Source organism: Streptomyces showdoensis, from assembly GCF_039535475.1.
GTDB classification, from domain to species: domain Bacteria; phylum Actinomycetota; class Actinomycetes; order Streptomycetales; family Streptomycetaceae; genus Streptomyces; species Streptomyces showdoensis.
In genome coordinates, this window is the sequence record NZ_BAAAXG010000026.1 from 2,618,891 (window position 1) to 2,639,507 (window position 20,617).

General features: G+C 73.8%; 17 protein-coding genes and 1 tRNA gene. 8 read left to right on the forward strand and 10 right to left on the reverse strand.

Annotation, left to right across the window (positions count from 1 at the left end; translation table 11 throughout):
- Position 1 precedes the first annotated feature (1 nt).
- A complete protein-coding gene (locus ABD981_RS24900; RefSeq protein WP_131723934.1) occupies positions 2-658 on the forward strand; it encodes a hypothetical protein in 657 nt (218 codons plus the stop codon).
- 61 nt (positions 659-719) lie between these two features.
- Here ABD981_RS24900 and ABD981_RS24905 read toward each other — a convergent pair whose 3' ends face one another.
- From ABD981_RS24905 to ABD981_RS24920, 4 genes are all read right to left on the reverse strand, one after another.
- Positions 720-2,792 (reverse strand): protein kinase domain-containing protein, encoded by a 2,073-nt coding sequence (locus ABD981_RS24905; RefSeq protein ID WP_046911436.1) that lies wholly within the window; start codon positions 2,790-2,792, stop codon positions 720-722.
- Between the two features lie 122 nt (positions 2,793-2,914).
- Positions 2,915-5,098 (reverse strand): protein kinase domain-containing protein, encoded by a 2,184-nt coding sequence (locus tag ABD981_RS24910; protein WP_123955119.1) that lies wholly within the window; start codon positions 5,096-5,098, stop codon positions 2,915-2,917.
- A gap of 1 nt (position 5,099) precedes the next feature.
- Complete coding sequence (locus ABD981_RS24915; protein WP_338058658.1) at positions 5,100-6,101, reverse strand: protein kinase family protein; 1,002 nt, start codon at positions 6,099-6,101, stop codon at positions 5,100-5,102.
- Between the two features lie 94 nt (positions 6,102-6,195).
- A tRNA-Cys gene (locus ABD981_RS24920) sits at positions 6,196-6,270 on the reverse strand.
- Positions 6,271-6,496: 226 nt separating this feature from the next.
- Here ABD981_RS24920 and ABD981_RS24925 point away from each other — a divergent pair.
- From ABD981_RS24925 to ABD981_RS24945, 5 genes are all read left to right on the forward strand, one after another.
- The gene (locus tag ABD981_RS24925; protein WP_046911435.1) at positions 6,497-7,972 is read left to right on the forward strand and encodes an MFS transporter; all 1,476 of its coding nucleotides are present in this window, start codon (positions 6,497-6,499) and stop codon (positions 7,970-7,972) included.
- A 349-nt stretch (positions 7,973-8,321) separates the two neighbouring features.
- A complete protein-coding gene (locus ABD981_RS24930; protein ID WP_046912349.1) occupies positions 8,322-8,681 on the forward strand; it encodes a type II toxin-antitoxin system death-on-curing family toxin in 360 nt (119 codons plus the stop codon).
- A 108-nt stretch (positions 8,682-8,789) separates the two neighbouring features.
- Complete coding sequence (locus tag ABD981_RS24935; RefSeq protein WP_123955273.1) at positions 8,790-10,580, forward strand: DEAD/DEAH box helicase; 1,791 nt, start codon at positions 8,790-8,792, stop codon at positions 10,578-10,580.
- 480 nt (positions 10,581-11,060) lie between these two features.
- On the forward strand, positions 11,061-11,702 hold the full coding sequence (locus tag ABD981_RS24940) for an IclR family transcriptional regulator (protein ID WP_046912351.1): 642 nt from the start codon (positions 11,061-11,063) through the stop codon (positions 11,700-11,702).
- 300 nt (positions 11,703-12,002) lie between these two features.
- Positions 12,003-12,797: a S16 family serine protease gene (locus ABD981_RS24945; RefSeq protein ID WP_046912352.1), complete on the forward strand. Its 795-nt coding sequence runs from the start codon at positions 12,003-12,005 to the stop codon at positions 12,795-12,797.
- Here ABD981_RS24945 and ABD981_RS24950 read toward each other — a convergent pair.
- The 4 genes from ABD981_RS24950 to ABD981_RS24965 all read right to left on the reverse strand — a co-directional run bounded on the left by ABD981_RS24950 (position 12,730) and on the right by ABD981_RS24965 (position 15,527).
- On the reverse strand, positions 12,730-14,034 hold the full coding sequence (locus tag ABD981_RS24950; protein ID WP_046912353.1) for an MFS transporter: 1,305 nt from the start codon (positions 14,032-14,034) through the stop codon (positions 12,730-12,732). The two genes, ABD981_RS24945 and ABD981_RS24950, sit on opposite strands and share 68 nt — an antisense overlap.
- A 48-nt stretch (positions 14,035-14,082) precedes the next feature.
- On the reverse strand, positions 14,083-14,280 hold the full coding sequence (locus tag ABD981_RS24955) for a hypothetical protein (protein WP_046912354.1): 198 nt from the start codon (positions 14,278-14,280) through the stop codon (positions 14,083-14,085).
- A 28-nt stretch (positions 14,281-14,308) separates the two neighbouring features.
- Complete coding sequence (locus ABD981_RS24960) at positions 14,309-14,938, reverse strand: ArsR/SmtB family transcription factor (RefSeq protein WP_046912355.1); 630 nt, start codon at positions 14,936-14,938, stop codon at positions 14,309-14,311.
- Positions 14,939-15,047: 109 nt separating this feature from the next.
- Entirely contained in the window at positions 15,048-15,527 is a 480-nt protein-coding gene (locus ABD981_RS24965) for an Lrp/AsnC family transcriptional regulator (protein ID WP_046912356.1), read from the reverse strand.
- 121 nt (positions 15,528-15,648) lie between these two features.
- Here ABD981_RS24965 and hppD point away from each other — a divergent pair, with 121 nt between their 5' ends.
- Entirely contained in the window at positions 15,649-16,794 is a 1,146-nt protein-coding gene (gene hppD / locus ABD981_RS24970) for a 4-hydroxyphenylpyruvate dioxygenase (protein ID WP_046912357.1), read from the forward strand.
- Between the two features lie 124 nt (positions 16,795-16,918).
- Here the strand turns inward: hppD and ABD981_RS24975 are convergent, their stop codons facing one another.
- Positions 16,919-18,418: a tetratricopeptide repeat protein gene (locus ABD981_RS24975; protein WP_240495495.1), complete on the reverse strand. Its 1,500-nt coding sequence runs from the start codon at positions 18,416-18,418 to the stop codon at positions 16,919-16,921.
- 97 nt (positions 18,419-18,515) lie between these two features.
- Here ABD981_RS24975 and ABD981_RS24980 point away from each other — a divergent pair, with 97 nt between their 5' ends.
- Positions 18,516-19,910: an FAD-binding oxidoreductase gene (locus tag ABD981_RS24980; protein ID WP_046912359.1), complete on the forward strand. Its 1,395-nt coding sequence runs from the start codon at positions 18,516-18,518 to the stop codon at positions 19,908-19,910.
- 68 nt (positions 19,911-19,978) lie between these two features.
- Here ABD981_RS24980 and ABD981_RS24985 read toward each other — a convergent pair whose 3' ends face one another.
- Positions 19,979-20,473, reverse strand: a complete 495-nt coding sequence (locus ABD981_RS24985) for an SsgA family sporulation/cell division regulator (protein WP_046912360.1) — start codon at positions 20,471-20,473, stop codon at positions 19,979-19,981.
- Positions 20,474-20,617 lie beyond the last annotated feature (144 nt).

The window sequence follows — 20,617 nt, forward strand, 5'->3', positions numbered from 1 at the left end:
CGTGAGCTCGGTGCTGGGTCGGCAGGGTGTTCTCGTGACGGCCGCCTTCGTGCTCGTCGCCGCCTGTTCAGGGGGAGGTGCCGATGCGGGCGGGGAGGTGAGGGCGGAGCTCGAGGTCTGCCGTGACGCGTTCGGCGACGAGAACGTGGCGTCCGTGGAGTCGATCTTGGCCGACGGCGGCCTTCAGGTGGAGAGCGGATCGCCCGACCGGCTCAGACTTCGTCTGAGCGAGCAGGCCCGTGACTGGACGGCCGCGGGTGACGACCTCCGGCGCGACAGCTCCGAACTGTGCACATTGGGCGTCACGGGAGCCGACTCCCGGGGTTGGATGACGGGACGCGTCATGTGGTCCACGCTGACCATGGATTCCGTCGCTGTCGGGAATTCCGCCAAGAGCTGGCACGAGGACGGGGACGGTGTGTACGTCCAGCGGCTCAGGCAACAGAGCGGCCTGGCGGTCGTGTCGCCGTGCCGACTGGCCGGCACGGCGAACGGACAGGAGCGGCGGCTCCCCCTGGAGATCTCCGTGACGGAACAGGGGCTGGGCGGTGGCGACCCCGGCCTGACGGGACGTGTTGCCTCGAGGCTGCTGACGTATGTGCGCGAGCTCCTGGGGTGCCAGAACACGATGGAGGTGCCGGGCACTCTGACCGCGTGAGCATGGTGCGCCGGACCGGAGGGGCGGATCGTGGCGGTGTGAAGCCGAGGCGCCCTTCCGTTCAGAAGGTCGGTAGGGCTGCCACCTTGCCCTTGCTGATCAGGAAGACGCGGTTGGCCTTGGCCGTCATCGCCCAGGGGCCCGTGTTGTCGCGCTCGTAGGTCCAGACGCGTTTGCCCTCGGGGATGGAGATGCCCGAGACGCCGGAGTCGCCGTTGGCGCTTTCGACGGTCCAGAGGCAGTCGCCCTGGACGACCGGGGGCTGCGGGTCGGGGAAGTCGCCGTTCAGGTCGGCGTACCAGAAGTCGGGGCTGCTGCCGTCCTTGGCGTAGCGGCGGACGGCCCTGCCCTGGGTCGCCGTGACGCCGTCGGCGTCCACCGCCGGCGGGCCCCAGGAGCGCTGGGGGCTGGGGGCGATCGACCACTGCTGCTTGCCGGTGGTGAGGGCGACCGCCGTCAGGGTGCGGCCGCCGAGGTAGACCGTGCCGTCGTCGATGGCCGGCTGGAGGGTCTCCGTGCTCTGGCCGCGGAGTTCCCAGGCGCGGCTGCCGGTCGCCTTGGCGTACGCCGTCACCGTGCCGTCCGAGCCGGACAGGACGAGGTGGTCGTCGGCCGCAGCCGCGAGCGGGCCCCTCGTGTCCGTGACGCGTTCGGTCGAGGGCACCGTCCAGCGGATCGTCCGGGTGGCGACGTCGACGGCCCGCAGCCCGCCCTTGGTGGTCAGCAGGTAGAGGGTGTCGGGCACCGCCGCCAGGAGGAAGGCCGCCTCCGCCTCCGGCAGCGACCAGCCCTCCGCGCTCGTCGACGCGTCGTGGACCACCAGGCGGCCCGACGCGTCCGCCGCGGCGAACTCGGTGAGGTTCAACGGGATCTGGCGGGCCACCTTCGACAGGCCCGGCAGCTTCCACTTCGTCGACCCGTCGACCACCTTCAGCGCCGTCAGGCCGCCCTCCCGGTCCGGGAAGACCACCACGTCGCGCAGGACCACCGGCGGCGGGAGCGGGCCGGTGGCGGCCACGTCCACCGGGCCCCACAGGGGCGTGGGTCGGATGCCCGCGCCGGCCTGGTCGAGGAGCGGGGCCTCCGGAGCGTCGCCCGCCGGCGGGAGGGTGTGCTCCTCGCGGCCGCCGAGCCACCACGCGGTGCCTCCTCCGCCCGCCAGCAGGAGAGCGCCGCCCCCGCCCCAGGCCGCGAGGAAACGGCGACGGCTCGGGGCCGCCGCACCCGCGACGACGGTCGAGGCGGCCGCCTTGGTCTGCCGGGCGATCTCGGTCTCCCTGCGCTTCACCTCCTGGTGCAGCGGGCCCCGCCGCCAGACGTCACGCGTCGCGCGCCGGTCCGGTACGAAGGCCTGGGCGATCTGCTCCGGTGTCGGGCGCAGCTCGGGTTCGCGGGCCAGACACGGGGCGATCAGCTGGTGCAGCGCGGGAGGCAGGCCCACCAGGTTCGGCTGCTCGTGCACCACCGCGTACTGCACGGCCGCCACATGCGCCCCCTCGTACGCCCGCCGTCCCGTCGCCGCGTACACCAGCACCGCGCCCAGCGAGAACACGTCCGCCGCCCCGGTCACCCGTCGGCCCAGGACCTGCTCGGGCGCGCCGTAGCCGGGGGTGACGGGGATCTGGCCGGTCGTGGTCAGGGTGAGGCCGTGCTCGGGGCGGGCGATGCCGAAGTCGATGACCCGCGGGCCGTCGGAGGTCAGCACGATGTTCGGCGGCTTGACGTCGCGGTGGATCAGACCCGCCGCGTGGATGTCCCGCAGCGTCTCCCCGAGCGCCGCCGCCAGCGCCCGTACGGTGGGTTCGTCCAAGGGCCCGTACCGCGCCACGGCCTGGTCGAGCGTCGGCCCTGCCAGGAACTCGGTCGCGATCCACGGGCGCCCGCCCTCCATCTGCGCGTCCAGCACCCGCGCCACGCCACGGCTCCGCACCGCCTGCGCCGTGTGCGCCTCGCGTACGAAGCGCTGGGCGAGGTGCTGGTCGTGGGCGAGTTCCGGGCGCAGCACCTTCACGGCCGCGGGGCTGCCGTCGGCTCCCGCCGCCAGGTAGACCTTGCCCATGCCGCCCTCGCCCAGCACGCCGAGCAGCCGGTACGGCCCGAGGCGCAGCGGGTCGCCGAAGCCCAGGGGGTTCATGGTGTCGTCACGTCCTGTCAGGGGGGAAGCGGGGGAACGGGGGGTGTGGAGTGGAGTGAGGATGTGGGGTCGGGTGGGTTTCGGGGGTGGGTTTGGAATGGGGGAGGGGAGTCGTCTCCTGGTCACTTCAGCGGGAGGGCGATCATGAAGCGGTCGCCCACCGCGAACATCCGGCCCTCCCTCCGCTGCGCCACCACATGGTCCGCGTCCGTCCCGTACACCCACGCCCGCCGCCGGGTCCTCAGGTCCACCGCCGCCAGGCCCGTCTCCGAGCGGTAGTAGAGGTACCTGCTGCCCACCGCCAGCGACTGGTCCGAGTCGGGCAGGGCCGGGTTGTCGGTGGCGGCCTTCTCCTGCCACAGCTTCGTGCCCGTGGTGGTGTCGACGGCGTACGCGCCGCCCTCCGCCACCGCGTAGACCGCGCCGTCGCCGAGTACGGGCGCCGAGAACGGGTCGTTCGCCGAGATCCGCTCCTGCCAGGCCGTGCCGCCGTCGCTCAGCCGCAGCGCCGAGAAGTTCGTACCGCCCGTGTACAGGTGGGTCCCGTCCAGGCAGGGCCGGTTGAGGGCGGCCGTGTCCCGCGGTACGTCGATGTCCTTGTGCCAGCGGACCGTCCCGGTGCGGGGGTCGCGGGCGACGATCCGGGTCGTGTCGTCGAACTCGTTGTAGCTCTCGAAGGTGATGAGCCGGTCCCCGCCGATCGACGAGGCCATCACGTACCTGCGGTCCGTGCTGTCACTGCCGGTCCTGGTCTTCGGGTCGCCCAGGGCCGTACGCCACAACTCCCGGCCCGTACGCGTGTCGACGGCCACCAGGTGGTGCGAGCGCAGCGCGTCGGGGACGCCGGTCGCACCCGCGAGGTACAGGATGCCGCCGGCCGCGCACAGCAGCTGGGTCGCGTCCATGTTGGCGTTGAGGCCCTTGACCGTGATGCCCGACGGGCGCAGCGCGTACTTCGCGGTGTCCACCGTGCGTACCACCAGGTCGTGGTGTTCGGTGTCCGGTTTGCGCTGGACGACGTGGACCACGCCCGCCTCGTCGGCCACCGCCGTCCACGGGGTGGTGTCGGCCGTGCAGACGCCGGAGGTCCTGCCGGTCGCGATGTCGTTGAACACCACTCCCATGCCGGCCACCAGGACGACCTGGTCGCCCACCACCATCGGGAAGGTGCGTTCGTCCTTCTCCGGGGTCGACAGCTCCGTGCTCCACAGGGAGGACGGTGCCCTGGTCGGGCGGGCCGGGGCCGGCGCCCCCGCCGTGGACCGGGGCTCCTTCGCCCGCCACGCCCAGAAGCCGGCACCGGCACCGGCCGCGGCCACCGCCGCCCCGCCGCCCAGGGTGAGGAGCCGGCGGCGGGAGAGGCGGGGCGGGGTCGGGAGGGCTGTCGTGTACGGGTCCTGGGCCGGGGCCGGGAGGCGGGGCGGGTGCGGGTGCCAGACGTCCGTGGCGCGCCGGGCGATGGCGGCGAGCAGCGGGGGCGGGAGGTGGTCCGCGAAGTCGCCGTGGCCGTCGTGGAGTTCGGCGACCAGCGTGGCCGGGTCCGGGCGGTCCGACGGGTCCTTCGCCAGGCAGGCCGCCAGGAGGGGCCGCAGCGACGGCGGGGCCGTGGAGAGGTCCGGCTCGGCGTAGCGGACGCGGTACAGCAGGTCGGCCGGGGCGCCCGAGCCGAACGGGGGGCGGCCCGTCGCCGCGAACACCAGGACGCCCGCGAGCGCGAACACGTCGCCCGCCGGCGTGTGTTCCTCGCCCGAGGCCTGCTCGGGCGACATGTACGCCGGGGTGCCGGCCGCCGCCCCCGTCGACGTGAGGCGGTCGTCGCCCGCCGCGCGCGCGATGCCGAAGTCGATCACCTTCGGGCCGTGTGCGGTGACCAGGATGTTCGAGGGCTTCAGGTCGCGGTGCACCACGTCCGAGGAGTGCAGCTGGCGCAGCGCCCCCGCGAGGGCGGCGCCCAGGGCGCGGACGGTCGGCTCGGGCAGCGGCCCCGCGAGGGCGACCGCGTCGTCCAGGGGCGGGCCCAGCACGTACTCCGTCGCCAGCCAGGGCGTCTCGGCGAGCGGGTCCGCGGCCACGACGGCCGCTCCGTGACGGTCGCCGATGATGCGGGCCGCGTCCGCCTCCAGCCGGAAGCGGGCGCGGAACGCCGGGTCCGCCGCCAGGCGCGCGTGCACCGTCTTCAGCGCGACCGTACGGCCGCCCGGCGAGCGCGCCAGGTACACCGTGCCCATGCCGCCGGATCCCAGGCGGGCGAGCAGGCGGTACGAGGCGATGGACTGCGGGTCGTCGTGGGTGAGGGGGGAGAGCATGTCAGTTCTCGGTTCCGTTCCCGTGGCCGTTGACCGGGGCGTTGGCCGGGGCGTTGGCCGGGCGGTTGACCTGGCCGTTGACCGGGGTGCTCCCTTGGGGCCCTTGGGTCCCTTGGGTCCCTTGGCTCCCCCGGCTCCCCCGGCTCCCGTGGCCACCTCGGCCGTTCGCCGTGGCCTCCGGCAGGTCCGCGGACAGGAGGGCCGCCGACTGGTGGGCCAGTGCCGCCACCACGCGGGCCGGCAGCCAGCCGGGGGTCAGGAGCGGGTCGGCCGAGCCGAGCACCGTCCCGTGCGGGGTCGGCGGGGACAGGGCGGGCAGCAGGGCGGCGGCGGACGGGCGGTGCGCCGGGTCGCGGGTCAGGCAGGCGGTGATCGTCCCGCCCAGCGCGGGCGGCAGTTCGGAGCGCTCGGGGACCGTGTGGCCGGTGGCCGCGTACGCCAGGACCGCGCCCAGCCCGTACACGTCACCCGGCGGCCGCGGCAGCCCGCCCGTCGCCTGCTCCGGGGCCTGCGCCGAACGGTCCACCCGGTCCGTGACGCGGGCCGCGCCGAAGCAGGTGAGCCGGGGGCCGTCGGCGGTCAGCAGCACCGCCGCCGGTGCCACGCCCGCGTGCGCCTGCCCCTGCGCGTGCAGCGCGGCCAGCGTCTCCGCCAGCGCCGCGCCGATCACCCGTACCGTTTCCTCCGGCAACGGGCCGCCGTGCACCGCCAGCGCCACGGGGAGCGGGAGCGCCGGGACGTACGGGGTCGTGAACCAGGTGTCCGAGCCGTCCGCCGCCCCGCCGACCTCCGTCACCGGGAAGGTCCACGGGAGCGCCAGCCGCTGCGCCGCCTCCGCCTCCCCGCGGAAAAGCGCAGGGTCGGTGCCGGCGAGGGGGGCGGTGAGGAGCACCGTACGGTCGGTGGTCGTGCCGCGGGCGACGAAGCGGCGGCAGGGGACCGGGGACGGGGACGGGGCTTGGGGCGGGTCCAGGCGTGTGATGAGGCGGTACGGCCGTTCCACTTGCGAATCCCCCCTGAATTCCCCTGAGCGAGGGAGAGCCTACTCAGGGTGGGGGCAGCGAGAAGGGGCGCCCCTGTCCGGGGCGCCCCTGGCGTGGAGACCGTGGCGGGAATCGAACCCACGTAACTCGCTTTGCAGGCGAGCCCCTCAACCACTCGGGCACACGGTCGTGGTGGTGATGAGTCAGACGTTAGGCGGGCGGCGCGGCCGGGCTCAAGGGATTCCGGGGCGGTGCAACACGACTGCCATACGGGGGTCACAAAGCGTTCACGGGGTAGGGGCGGGAGGCGCCGCGGGGGTGGGCCGGGGGTGCCTTGGTCGTACGACCAAGGGACCAGGGCATCACCCGACTCGCGACAGGGGTCACCCCGCGTGACGGCCCTTACTCTGGGGGCATGAGCGTCCTCGAACCCCGCGACACAGCCGCGCCTCCCGCCGCCGCAGACACTCCCACCGGCGGCGGTGGCGTGCTCGATCGCGAGCACCGGGCGCTCAGCGTCGGCATCGTGTCCGTGGTCCTGCTCATCGCCTTCGAGGCCACCGCCGTCGGCACCGCCATGCCCGTCGCCGCGCGCGAGCTGGACGGGGTGCCGCTCTACGCCTTCGCCTTCTCCGCCTACTTCACCACCAGCCTCTTCGCCATGGTCCTCTCCGGGCAGTGGTCCGACCGCAGCGGGCCGCTCGCGCCGCTCACCGCCGGCATGAGCGCCTTCGCCGCCGGCCTGCTGCTCTCCGGCACCGCCGGGAGCATGTGGCTGTTCATCCTCGGGCGGGCCGTCCAGGGGCTGGGCGGCGGGCTCGTGATCGTCGCCCTGTACGTGGTGATCAGCCGGGCCTACGCGGAGCACCTCCGGCCCGCGATCATGGCCGCCTTCGCCGCCGGGTGGGTCGTGCCGTCCGTCGTGGGGCCGCTGGCCGCCGGGACGATCACCGAGCACCTCGGGTGGCGGTGGGTGTTCGTCGGGATTCCGGCGCTCGTCGTCTTCCCGCTCGCCCTCGCGCTGCCCGCGATACGCCGGACGGCCTCCGGGCCGGCCGACCCGCACGCGCCCCTCCCGCCGTACGACCGGCGGCGGATCCGGCTCGCCCTCGCGGTCTCGCTCGGCGCGGCCCTGCTCCAGTACGCCGGGCAGGAGCTGCGCTGGCTCTCCCTGGTCCCCGCCGTCGTCGGTGCCGCGCTGCTCGTGCCCGCCGTGCGCGGGCTGCTGCCCCGCGGTACGTACCGGGCGGCCCGCGGGCTGCCCTCGGTGGTGCTGCTGCGCGGGATCGCCGCGGGCGCGTTCATCGCCGCCGAGTCCTTCGTGCCGCTGATGCTGGTCACCGAGCGGGGGCTGAGCCCGACGCTCGCGGGGCTCTCGCTCGCCGTCGGCGGGCTGACCTGGGCGCTCGGTTCGTACGTCCAGTCGCGGCCGTGGACGGAGCCGTACCGCGAGCGGCTCATGGTGGGCGGCATGGTGCTGGTCGCGCTCTCCATCGCCGCAGCGCCCAGCGTGCTGATCCAGGCCGTCCCGGCGTGGGCCGTCGCGGTGGCCTGGGCCTTCGGGTGCTTCGGGATGGGCATCGTGATCGCCCTGACCAGCGTGCTGCTGCTCAAGCTCTCGGCGCCGGAGGAGGCGGGCGCGAACTCCGCCGCCCTGCAGATCTCCGACGGGCTCTCGAACGTACTGCTGCTGGCCGCGGGCGGTGCCGCCTTCGCCGCGCTCGGCGGGGGCGCGGTGGGGCACGCCGCCACGGGCGGGGGCGGCGGCGGGTCGCATCCGGTCGCCTTCGCCGCCGTCTTCCTCCCCATGGCCGCGGTCGCCGCGGTCGGGGCCTGGGTCGCCACCCGGCTCGGCGTGCGGGACGGGGCCGCCGATCGGGCGTCGGCCTAGACCCGGGCGGGCGCCGGCCTAGACCCGGGCGGGCGTCGGCCTAGACCCGGGCGGGCGTCGGCCTAGACCCGGGCGGGCGTCGGCCTCGACCCGGGGCCCGGCTCCGGCTCCGGCCCGGCTCCGGCCCCGTCCCCGGCCCGTCCCCGGCCCGGCCCCGTCCCCGGCCCGGCCCCGTCCCCGGCCCGGCCCCGTCCCCGGCCCCGGCCCGGCCCCGTCCCCGGCCCCGGCCCCGGCCCGTCCCCGGCCCCGTCCCCGGCCCGTCCCCGGCCCCGGCCTGGACCCGCAGAGCGGCGGCGGCGGCGGGGAAAACCCCGTCGACCGCGGTGGGCGGGCTGCCTAGGGTGCGGTCATGGAGCAGGTGAACCTTCTGGTCGGCGACGACGTGCTCGATCTCGCCGACGCCCGCGGGGTCGGTGTCGAGGAGCTCGTCGGGCTCGCCCTGCGGCGGTACGTCGAGGAGGAGGGCGAGAGCGCCTACGGCGAGGTGTACGAGCAGGCCGCCGTGCTGCTGCACGGGATCGCCGCGAACCATCCGTTCGTCGACGGGAACAAGCGGGCCGCCTGGCTGTCCGCCGCCGTCTTCCTCGCGGTCAACGGGATCGATCTCGGCGATGTCGATCTTGATCGCGCGTATGCCCTGGTCATCGATGTGGCCGGGGGAGAAGTCGACGACGTCGCGGTGATCGCGGACCGCTTGCGGGGGTTGTGAGGACCGTCTCAAGGGGGGGCGCCACGGCCCCGATCGGGGTGGGTCGAGGAGGTCTCACCGGTAAGGTGGCCCGGTTGTCATATCTGGACGAGCGTCGAACCGGAGACCGTGACTACTACCGCCTCCTCCTCCCATCACCTTTCTCCCGCCTTCCCCGGCCGTGCCCCCTGGGGTACCGCCAACAAGCTGCGAGCCTGGCAGCAGGGCGCGATGGAGAAGTACATCCAGGAGCAGCCCCGTGACTTCCTCGCGGTCGCCACGCCGGGCGCCGGCAAGACCACCTTCGCACTGACCCTCGCGTCCTGGCTGCTGCACCACCACGTGGTGCAGCAGATCACCGTCGTCGCGCCCACCGAGCACCTGAAGAAGCAGTGGGCCGCCGCCGCGGCGCGGATAGGGATCAAGCTGGACCCGGACTACAGCGCCGGGCCGCTCAGCAAGGAGTACGACGGGGTCGCCATCACCTACGCCGGCGTCGGTGTGCGGCCCATGCTCCACCGCAACCGCTGCGAGCAGCGCAAGACCCTCGTCATCCTCGACGAGATCCACCACGCCGGAGACTCCAAGTCCTGGGGCGAGGCCTGCCTGGAGGCCTTCGAGCCCGCCACCCGGCGGCTCGCCCTGACCGGTACGCCCTTCCGGTCCGACACGAACCCGATCCCCTTCGTCACGTACGAGGAGGGGAACGACGGGATCCGCAGGTCCTCGGCCGACTACACTTACGGCTACGGGAACGCCCTCGGCGACGGGGTCGTCCGGCCGGTCATCTTCCTCAGCTACAGCGGCAACATGCGCTGGCGCACCAAGGCCGGTGACGAGGTCGCCGCCCGGCTCGGCGAGCCGATGACCAAGGACGCCGTCTCCCAGGCCTGGCGCACCGCCCTCGACCCGCGCGGCGACTGGATGCCCAACGTGCTGCGCGCGGCCGACCAGCGGCTCACCGAGGTCCGGAAGTCGATCCCGGACGCCGGCGGGCTGGTCATCGCCTCCGATCAGGACTCGGCGCGGTCCTACGCCAAGCTGATCCGGGAGATCACCGGGACCAAGGCGACCGTCGTGCTCTCGGACGACGCCGGCGCCTCCGGCCGCATCGACGAGTACAGCGACAGCACCGACCGGTGGATGGTCGCCGTCCGGATGGTGTCCGAGGGCGTCGACGTGCCGCGGCTGGCCGTCGGCGTGTACGCGACGACCATCTCGACGCCGCTGTTCTTCGCGCAGGCCGTCGGGCGTTTCGTGCGATCCCGCAGGCGCGGCGAGACCGCGTCCGTGTTCCTTCCGACCATCCCGAGCCTCCTCGGCTTCGCCACCGAGATGGAGGTCGAGCGCGACCACGTCCTCGACCGGCCCAAGAAGGAGGGCGAGGAGGACCCGTACGCCGAGTCCGAGAAGGAGCTGGCCGAGGCCGAGAAGCAGCAGGACGAGGACACCGGCGAGCAGGACATGCTGCCCTTCGAGGCGCTGGAGTCCGACGCCGTCTTCGACCGGGTGCTCTACAACGCCGCCGAGTTCGGCATGCAGGCCCACCCGGGCAGCGAGGAGGAGCAGGACTACCTCGGGATTCCCGGGCTCCTGGAGCCCGACCAGGTGCAGCTGCTGCTGCAGAAGCGGCAGGCCCGGCAGATCGCCCACAGCCGCAAGCGGCCGGACACCGAGGCGGACCTGCTGGAGCTTCCGGCCGAGCGGCGGCCCGTGGTTTCCCACAAGGAGCTGCTGGAGCTGAGGAAGCAGCTCAACACGATGGTCGGCGCGTACGTCCACCAGAGCGGCAAGCCGCACGGCGTGATCCACACCGAGCTGCGGCGGGTGTGCGGCGGGCCGCCGAGCGCCGAGGCCACCGCCGGGCAGATCCGCGAGCGGATCAAGAAGGTGCAGGAGTGGGCCACCCGGATGCGGTGACGCCGCCGGGACCCGGCGCGCGGGCCGGCCGGACGCGGTGACGCCGCGGGTGCGGCCCCGCGCAGGGGTGGGCCCCGACCACGGCCGAGAGGCCCGTACACAGGCTGTGTACGGGCCTCTCGGCTGTCCCGGGGGATCGGGACGCCGCAACGAGGACCGGCCCCCACGGTCGGGCCCCGTGCACTTCCACGCTACGGGCGGCCCGTGGGTGTCCTTGTCCTCCAAAGTCCCCAGTTCGGCCGACTTAGGTCCCGAACCGCCCGTATCCGGTCGCACGCGCCCGGATTCTGGACGAGGTCTTCCGCTGAGCGGAGCAGGTCGCTACTGTCCCGGCTCAAGCAAACGCCCCGTGGCAGCGCCGCCGCGGAGCGCAGCCGGTGTGCCCGTCCTGCCGGCGGCCTCTGACGTGCGTCGCCGATGGGACCGGTGCCGCAGCCCTCGTACGAGTCCGCTGTCACTCACTCCGAAGGAGAGGGCGTCGTGACCGCGGAGACCTCCCAGACGCTCGACCGGGGACTCAGAGTCCTCAAACTGCTTGCCGACACCGACCACGGCCTGACCGTCACCGAGTTGTCCAACCGACTCGGTGTCAACCGGACCGTCGTCTACCGTCTGCTCGCCACGCTCGAACAGCACGCCCTCGTCCGCCGCGACCTGGGTGGCCGCGCCCGGGTCGGGCTCGGCGTGCTCCGGCTCGGCCGCCAGGTCCATCCGCTGGTGCGGGAGGCCGCGCTGCCCGCGCTGCGCTCGCTCGCCGAGGACATAGGAGCGACGGCCCACCTGACGCTGGTCGACGGGGCGGAAGCGCTCGCGGTCGCCGTCGTCGAGCCGACCTGGACCGACTACCACGTGGCCTACCGGGCCGGTTTCCGGCACCCGCTGGACCGTGGGGCGGCCGGGCGCGCCATCCTCGCCGCCCGGCTGGGCGAGCTCATAGAACCGGGCTTCACCCTCACCCACGGCGAGCTGGAGGCCGGCGCGAGCGGGGCCGCGGCGCCGCTGGTCGGGGTCACCGGGATCGAGGGCAGCGTCGGGGTCGTCATGCTGTCGGACGCCGTTCCGGAGCGGGTGGGCCCGCGCGTGGTCGACGCGGCCCGGGAGGTCGCCGACGCGCTGCGCTAGGCCCTGTCGCCCGCGTCGAGCCCGCGTCGGGCCCGCGTCAGGCCGGAGCAGGCCGTGATCAGGCGGCATCAGACCGGAGCGGTCTGGATCAGGCCGGAGCGCGCCGGAGCAGGCCGGCGCGCGAGCTGGAGCAGGCCGCATCAGGCAGCATCAGGCCGGCGCGCGAGCTGGAGCAGGCCGCATCAGCCCGCATCAGGCCCGATCGGCCCGTGGCGTCGTCGAGCCGCGGGTCGGGCGTCGCGGGCACGGCCCCCGGCCCGCGGAGCGTCCGCCCGCGGGCGGGCCCAGTAGATTGGGGGCGTGTTCTCCAGCCTCTCGCGTCCTCGTGCGCTCGCGCTCTGTGCCGTCCCCGTCGTCGCGCTCTTCGCCGTCGCCGGGCTCGCGCCGCTGCCGTTCTCGATCGCGCAGCCCGGGACGACCGCCGATGTGCTCGGCAAGGACAAGGGCCGCGAGGTGATCACCGTCAGCGGCGTCCCGGTCCGGGAGACCGAGGGGCAGCTGCGGATGACGACGATCCTGGCGACCGGTCCCTCGGAGGACATCGACCTCGGCGAGGTGGCCGACGCCTGGTTCCGTACGGACCGGGCGGTGCTGCCGCGCGAGTCGGTCTACCCGTCGGGCAAGTCCGACAAGGAGATCGAGGAGCGCAACCTCGGGCAGATGAAGGAGTCGCAGGACGCGGCCTCCCTCGCCGCCCTCGGCTATCTGAAGCTGGACCCGAAGAAGGTCACGGTGCAGCTGCACCTCGCCGACGTCGGCGGGCCCAGCGCGGGGCTGCTGTTCTCCCTCGGCATCGTCGACAAGATCGACGGGGACGGCGACGGCGGCGACCTCACCGGCGGCCGGACCGTCGCCGGTACGGGCACGATCACGCCCGACGGCAAGGTCGGCGCGGTCGGCGGGGTCTCCCTGAAGACGCAGGCCGCCGCGCGGGACGGGGCCACCGTCTTCCTCGTGCCGAAGGACGAGTGCTCCCAGGCGCAGGCCGCGCTGCCGAAGGGGCTGCGCCTGGTGCCGGTCACCGCGCTCAGCGACGCGGTGTCGTCCCTGCGGGCCCTGGAGCAGGGGCAGGACTCGAAGGTTCCGAGCTGCTGACCTCCGGCTGCCCCGCGGGGCGGTCCATGGCCTTCCAGGAGGGCAGGACCAGCGGGGCGAGCGTGGCCAGGAAGTAGACGCCGGCGAAGGAGAGCAGGGCCGTGGTGATCCCGGCCCGCTCGACCAGGTAGCCGGCCGCCAGGCCGCCGAGCGGGGTGGTGAGCAGCACGCCGGCCGTGCTCGCTCCGCCGACGCGGCTGCGGAGCTCCTCGGGGACGGTCTCGTAGAAGACCGTGGAGAGGATCGGGTTGAGCACCCCGGCGCCGAGCCCGCCGAGCGCCATCGTCACGAGCAGGGGCGGCGTGGTGTCCGTGAGGGCCGCGATCACGTACGAGGGGGCTCCGGCGAGCAGGAAGCCGACGGCGAGGACCGGGCGGCGCGGGAAGCGGTGGCCCACCGCCCCGTACAGCAGCGCGCCGAGCAGGGCGCAGCCGCCGAAGACGGCGACGAGCAGGCCGATGGCGGCCGAGCCGCCGAGCTCCTCCCGGGCGTGCACGGGGAGCAGGACCGCGTTCCAGCTCTGGCCCAGGCCGTTGGTGACCATCACCATCAGGTTGATGCCGAGCAGCAGCGGGGTGTGCACCAGGAACGAGTACCCCGCGCGCAGGTCGGAGCGGTAGGCGGCGGCGGAGAGCGGCGGGGCGTCGCGGAGCGGCTCGGCGGAGGGGACGCCGCGGAGGCCGGCGAGGACGAGCAGCGCGGAGGCCCCGAAGGTGACGGCGTCCAGGTAGAGGACCGTGTCCGCGCCGATGAGGGCGACGAGGACGCCGGCCAGGGCGGCGCCGGTCATGCGGGCGCCCCGGGAGACGGCGTCGTACAGGCTGGCGGCCCGGGCCAGCGGGGTGCCGGCGTGGCGGGCGAGGTCGGGGATGAGGACGTGGCGGGCGGTCTCGCCGGGGGCGTGGAAGAGGCCGGTGACGGCCATCAGCGCGCACAGCATCCAGAACTGCAGCAGGCCGGCCCGGTTGAGCAGCGGGATGGCGGCGAGCGCCAGGGCGCAGACGAGGTCGGAGGCGACGGAGACCCGGCGGCGGCCGATCCGGTCGATGACCGGGCCGCCGAAGATCGCGGAGACGACGACCGGCACGGCGGCGAAGAAGGCGACCAGGCCGGCCTTCCCGGGGCTTCCCGTGGTCTCCAGGGCGAACCACGGGACGCCGATGAGGGTGAGCGAATTGCCGCTGATGGAGATGGCGTTGGCGGCCAGGACGGTGGCCAGTGGTGTGCGCGCTCGCACGGTGTTTCCCCCCGGTTGTGGCTGTGCGGACAGCGGATGAGGCGCGGGTCAGGCGGTGGCGCAGCCCGTGTGCCGCTGCGGGACGGCGAGCTTCAGGCCGAACTCGACGAGCGTCCAGCCGAGCCGGACGCGGACCGGGGTGGCGGGGGTGCGCGGGGCGGCCCAGGCGGGACGGGCGGCGGCCGCGGCCCCGTGGAGTTCGGCGGCGGTCAGGCCGTGCAGGACGAGGTGGGCGTCGGCGTGCATGGGGTGTCTGCCTTTCGTGGGGACGGGGTCAGTTCTCGCCGTGCTGGGGGAAGGCGTGGAGGTGCATCCGGATGCGCTGGCTGTCGGGGGCCTCGCGGTCCTCGCTGTCCCGGTACTCGTTGATGAGGGCGTGCAGCCGCGCGTCGAGCTCGCGCAGCCGCTCGGGGCTCAGGTGGAGCGTGAAGTCGCTCATGTCGGAGGCGCCGAGCCAGGCGTCGGCCCACTGGTGCCGGGTGCCCAGGTAGGTGTTGAGCTCCTGGGTGTGGATGGTCGCTATCTCGTGGAGGTAGACCTCGACGGCGCCCTGGACCTCGGGGTCCGGGTTCTCGTACAGGGCCTCGTCGAAGGTCGTGCCCTGCGCCGCCGCCTTCCACCAGCGCTCCCGGCCCTTGCCGCGCTCCGGGTCGTCCTCGACGAAGCCGTGGGCGGCGAGCTGGCGCAGGTGGTAGCTGGTGGCGCCGCTGGACTCGCCGAGCCGCTCGGCGAGCTGGGAGGCGGTGGCGGGGCCGTGGTGGCGCAGGGCGCGCAGCAGCTGGATGCGCAGGGGGTGGGCGAGTCCGCGCAGGGAGCGCGGGTCGAGCACCCTGCTGGCCGGCGCCGCGGGCTGCTCGTCGGGGGTGGCTGCGGAGGAGTGCTCCGGCTCGGGCTTCTCGGGCATGACTCCACCGTAGAGTTGCAAAGGACTCTCTGCAAGGGTTTTTTGCAGAGAGTCCTTTGCAACTCCTCGCCGTCCGTCCACGGGTGGGCCGAGGCGTCGGCCGGTCGCCTCAGCGCGGTACGTCGTCCTCCGCGGCCTGCTCCACCAGCGGGATGATCCGCAGCGGGACCGGGTTCTCCATGACGATCGCCGTCGAGGCGCGCACGATGCCCTCGAAGCCGACGACCCGGTCGATCACCCGCTGGAGGTCCGCGTTGGACCGGGCCACCAGCCGGCACAGCATGTCCCCGTGGCCGGTGGTGGTGTGCAGCTCCAGGACCTCCGGGACGGTCGCCAGGTGGCCCCGGACGTCCGCGCCCTGGCCCTGCTTGATCTCCAGCGTCGCGAAGGCTGTGACCGGGTAGCCGAGCGCCGCGGGGTCGACCTGGGGGCCGAAGCCGCGGATCACCCCGTTCGACTGGAGCCGGTCCAGCCGTGCCTGCACCGTGCCGCGGGCCACGCCGAGGCGGCGGGAGGCCTCCAGGACCCCGATCCGGGGCTCCTCGGCGAGGAGCACGATGAGCCGTCCGTCCAGATGATCGATCGCCATGGCGGCCTCCTGATGGTCATCATGTACAAGTCGCTCGCCGATGGTGGCCCATCACTGGGCAGATTGACCAGTGGAACAAGAAACTATTGCGCAGCTTGCCGGACGGCGCGACTCTGCTGTCATGACTGAGACCATCGATCACACCCCGACCACCGCGCGTGAGGCCGACCCCTTCCCGGTGAAGGGAATGGACGCGGTCGTCTTCGCCGTCGGCAACGCCAAGCAGGCCGCGCACTACTACTCCACGGCCTTCGGCATGAAGCTGGTCGCCTACTCCGGACCGGAGAACGGCAGCCGCGAGACCGCCAACTACGTCCTCACCAACGGCTCCGCCCGTTTCGTGTTCACCTCCGTCATCAAGGCCACCAGTGACTGGGGCCGCTTCATCGACGAGCACGTCACCGCCCACGGTGACGGCGTCATCGACCTGGCGATCGAGGTGCCGGACGCCCGCGCCGCCTACGCCCACGCCGTCGAGCAGGGCGCGACCGGACTCGTCGAGCCGTACGAGCTCAAGGACGAGAACGGCACCGTCGTCCTCGCCGCCATCGCCACCTACGGCAAGACCCGCCACACCCTCGTCGACCGCTCCGGCTACGACGGCCCGTACCTGCCGGGCTACGTCGCCGCCAAGCCGATCGTCGAGCCGCCGGCCAAGCGCACCTTCCAGGCCGTCGACCACTGCGTCGGCAACGTCGAGCTCGGCAAGATGAACGAGTGGGTGGCGTTCTACAACAAGGTCATGGGCTTCACGAACATGAAGGAGTTCGTGGGCGACGACATCGCGACCGAGTACTCGGCCCTGATGTCGAAGGTCGTCGCCGACGGCACCAAGAAGGTCAAGTTCCCGATCAACGAGCCGGCGATCGCGAAGAAGAAGTCGCAGATCGACGAGTACCTGGAGTTCTACGGCGGCCCCGGCGTCCAGCACATCGCCCTCGCCACCAACGACATCGTCGCCACCGTGCGCGCGATGCGGGCGGCCGGCGTCGAGTTCCTGTCCGTCCCGGACGCGTACTACGACACCCTCGGCGAGTGGGTCGGCGACACCCGCGTGCCGATCGACGAGCTGCGCGAGCTGAAGATCCTCGCCGACCGCGACGAGGACGGCTACCTGCTGCAGATCTTCACCAAGCCGGTCCAGGACCGCCCGACCGTCTTCTTCGAGATGATCGAGCGCCACGGCTCGATGGGCTTCGGCAAGGGCAACTTCAAGGCCCTGTTCGAGGCGATCGAGCGCGAGCAGGAGAAGCGCGGCAACCTCTAGCGGCTGCCGACCTCACACGAGGGGCCCGGCCCGGGTGACCGATCCCGGGGCCGGGCCCTTCCCCACGTCCCGGGCGGCCACGGGGGAGCCGCCCGGGACCCCAGGGCTCCGGGACCCCGGGGCCCTACGCCTTCGGGGCCCCGCCCGCCCGCGTCCCCGGGCCCGACCCCGAACCCGGGGCCGAACCCGGCCCCGTCTCCGCCTGTGTCCCGGCGCCCGTTCCCGTTCCCGTCCCCGGCTCCGCCCGCTTCCTGGGCTCCTCCTGGCGTACGTCCTTGGGGAGTTCGTCCGGCAGGTCGCCCAGCGCCCTGACGGCCTCCTTCGCGCGCGGGGCCAGCAGCGGGGAGAAGTACGGGTTGATCCGCAGCGCCTCCGCGAGGTGGCGGCGGGCCGGGCCGCCCTCCTCCAGGGCGCGCTCGATCTCGCCCCGGTGGTACGCGAACAGCGCGCTGCGCAGCCCCTCGTCATTGGCCCGCTTCGCGTACTCCAGCGCCTCCTTGGGCTCGCCCGACCGGTACAGCGCCCAGCCGAGCGCGTCCGCCACCCGCACCGAGCGGTGGCCCCGGGCCCACTCCGCGCGCAGCAGGCGCACGGCCTCCGCCGGGTCGCCGTGGTCCGCCGCGAGCAGGCCGAGCGCCACCTCGGCGCGGGGCAGGCGCTGCGTCCGCAGGCGTTCGTACAGGGTCCGCGCGTCCCCGTCCCGGCCCAGCGACTCGTACAGCTCGCCCGCCTCCAGGAGGAGCTCGGGCAGCGGCTGCCGGGCCAGCGCCGCCTGCCAGGCGTGCAGGGCCTGCTCGGTGCGTCCCAGCGCCGCGAGGCTCCGCGCCCGGCCCGCCAGCGACGGGGCGTCGTCCCGCACCAGGGCGAGCGCCGTGTCGTACGAGGCCAGGGCCTCCGCCGGCTCGCCGCGCTCCCAGGCCAGGTCGCCCAGGCGGGCCAGGGCCGCCGCCTTGTCCGCGCCCGACTCCGCGAGCGCCACCGCGTCCAGGGCCGCCGCGCCCGCGTCCTCGCGCCAGCCGCGGTTGCGGTACAACCGCGCCGAACGGGCGCTCACCGCCGGGCCCGTGTGCAGGTCGGCGAGGGTCTCCGTGGCCTTCTGCGCCGCCTTGTAGTCGCCGAGGCCCTCATACGCGTCGATCAGCACCGGGTACGCCGACCAGCGCTTCGGGCTCGCCTTGCGGACCTGCTCGCCCCAGCGCTTCGCGGTGCCGAAGTCGCCGCGCGCGTTCGCCAGCGCCGCCATGCCCAGCTGTGCGTCCAGGTTCCCGCGCCCGGCCGGCAGCACGGCGAGCGAGCGCTTCAGGGCGTCCTCCGCGCGGGGCAGGTCCGCCGGGTCCGCGCGCCGCAGCCCCCGCTCCGTATAGGCCGCGCCGAGCACGGCCCATGACGCGTCGTCATCGGGATGGACCTTGAGCCACCGCTCCCGGTCGCCGATCAGCGCGACCAGGTCCGGCAGCGCCGCGCTCGCTCCGGCGTGCGCCGCGCTCGCCGCCCGCTCGGCGGGACCGGGCGCGCGCTCCGGCGTCCGGCCGACCAGCTCCGGCACGTACAGCAGCGCCGTCGCGGCGAGCACCGCGCCCACCCCGCAGGCCAGCACCGTCCTCGACACGTTCTCGCTCTTCATGGCGCTCACTGTGCGCCCGCGGGCGGCTGTACGAAGAGCACACGAGCACCCGTCCCGGCGGGTTCACACCGATGGCCCCGGGTGCCACGCTGGACCCATGGACGATCTTCAGCAGGACGATCTTCAGGCGCGGCTGCACCGGGAGCTGCGCGCCGGACTCCCCGCCGAGGCGCTGCTCACCGACCCGGACGTCACCGCCTCGTACGCCCACGACATGGCGAGCTTCTGCACGGCCGGCACCCCCGCGGCCGTCGTGCTCCCCCGCACCGTCGAGCAGGTCCAGCACGTCATGCGGACGGCGACCAGGCTGCGCGTGCCGGTCGTGCCGCAGGGCGCCCGCACGGGGCTGTCCGGCGGCGCCAACGCCTCCGAGGGCTGCATCGTGCTCTCCCTGGTCAAGATGGACCGCATCCTGGAGATCAACCCGGTCGACCGGATCGCCGTCGTCGAACCGGGCGTGATCAACGCGGTGCTCTCGCGGGCCGTCGCCGAACACGGCTTGTACTACCCGCCGGACCCCTCCAGCTGGGAGACGTGCACCATCGGCGGCAACATCGGCACCGCGTCCGGCGGTCTGTGCTGCGTGAAGTACGGGGTCACCGCCGAGTACGTGCTCGGCCTGGACGTCGTGCTCGCCGACGGGCGGCTGCTGCGGACCGGCCGGCGCACCGCCAAGGGCGTCGCCGGGTATGACCTGACCCGGCTCTTCGTCGGCTCCGAGGGCAGTCTCGGCATCGTTGTCGGGGCGGTCCTGGCGCTCCGGCCGCAGCCGCCCGTACAGCTCGCGCTCGCCGCCGAGTTCCCCTCCGCGGCCGCCGCCTGCGAGGCCGTCTGCGCGATCATGGAGCGCGGCCACACCCCGTCGCTGCTGGAGCTCATGGACGGCACCACCGTCCGGGCCGTCAACAGGCTGGCGCACATGGGGCTGCCGGACACGACGGAGGCGCTGCTGCTGTGCGCCTTCGACACCCCGGACCCCGGGGCCGACCTGGCCGCCGTGGGGGAGCTCTGCAGGGCGGCCGGGGCCACCGAGGTCGTGCCGGCCGAGGACGCCGCCGAGTCCGAACTGCTGCTCCAGGCCCGCAGGCTGTCGCTCACCGCGCTGGAGACGATCAAGAGCGCGACCATGATCGACGACGTGTGCGTGCCGCGCACGAAGCTGGCCGCGATGCTGGCCGGCACGGCCGCGATCGCGGAGAAGTACGGGCTGACCATCGGGGTCTGCGCGCACGCGGGCGACGGCAACACCCATCCCGTCGTCTGCTTCGACCACGCCGACGAGGACGAGTCGCGGCGGGCGCGGGAGTCCTTCGACGAGATCATGGCGCTCGGGCTCGACCTGGGCGGCACGATCACCGGCGAGCACGGGGTGGGCGTGCTGAAGAAGGAGTGGCTGGCGAGGGAGTTGGGGCCGGTGGGGGTGGAGTTGCAGCGCGGGATCAAGCGGACCTTCGACCCGCTCGGCCTGCTGAACCCCGGCAAGCTCTTCTGACGGCGGGCGCGGGCGCCGGTCCCGTACGGGGGCGTCCGCCGGGTGCGGGAGGGCGTCCCGTACGGGGCTCACAGCTCGCCGTCCGCGGACTCGTCCGACGGCCACGGGTCGCGCAGCCAGAGCTCGTCGGCGATCACGGTGGTGGCGAGGAGCTCGGCGAGGCCGTCGTCGATGCCGAGCTGCTCGGTCTCGGTGCCCGGCGGCACCGCGCGCAGGGTCCGCTCCAGCCAGGCGGACACCTGTGCGGAGGGCGCCTCCAGGAGGGCGTCGCCGTCGGGGGAGGAGAGCGCCATCAGGATCACGTTGCGGCCGTCGACCTTGGTCGGCCAGATCCGGACGTCACCGTGGCCGCAGGCCCGGAACACGCCCTCGACGAGGAGCTCGCGGGCGAAGGTCCAGTTGACCGGGTGCTCGGAGCCGATGTGGAAGGTGATGTGCACGGCGTACGGGTCGTCGACGCGGTAGGCGAGGAGGGCCGGGACCGGGACGGAGCGCTCGGGGGACAGGACCAGCTTCAGCTCCAGCTCGCGCTCGACGACGTTGTTCTTCTCGGTGTTCTGCATGGCGCGCTGCCTCTCTCTGCGGGGCCCGCGGGTGGGCCTTCACGGGGAGAGAGCGGGGCCCGGCCGATCCATTACGCGACTTCGGAGAAGTTTCCGAAGATTTTTTTCGGGGCCGGGTGGGCAAGGGCCCGAGAATCACGGTGA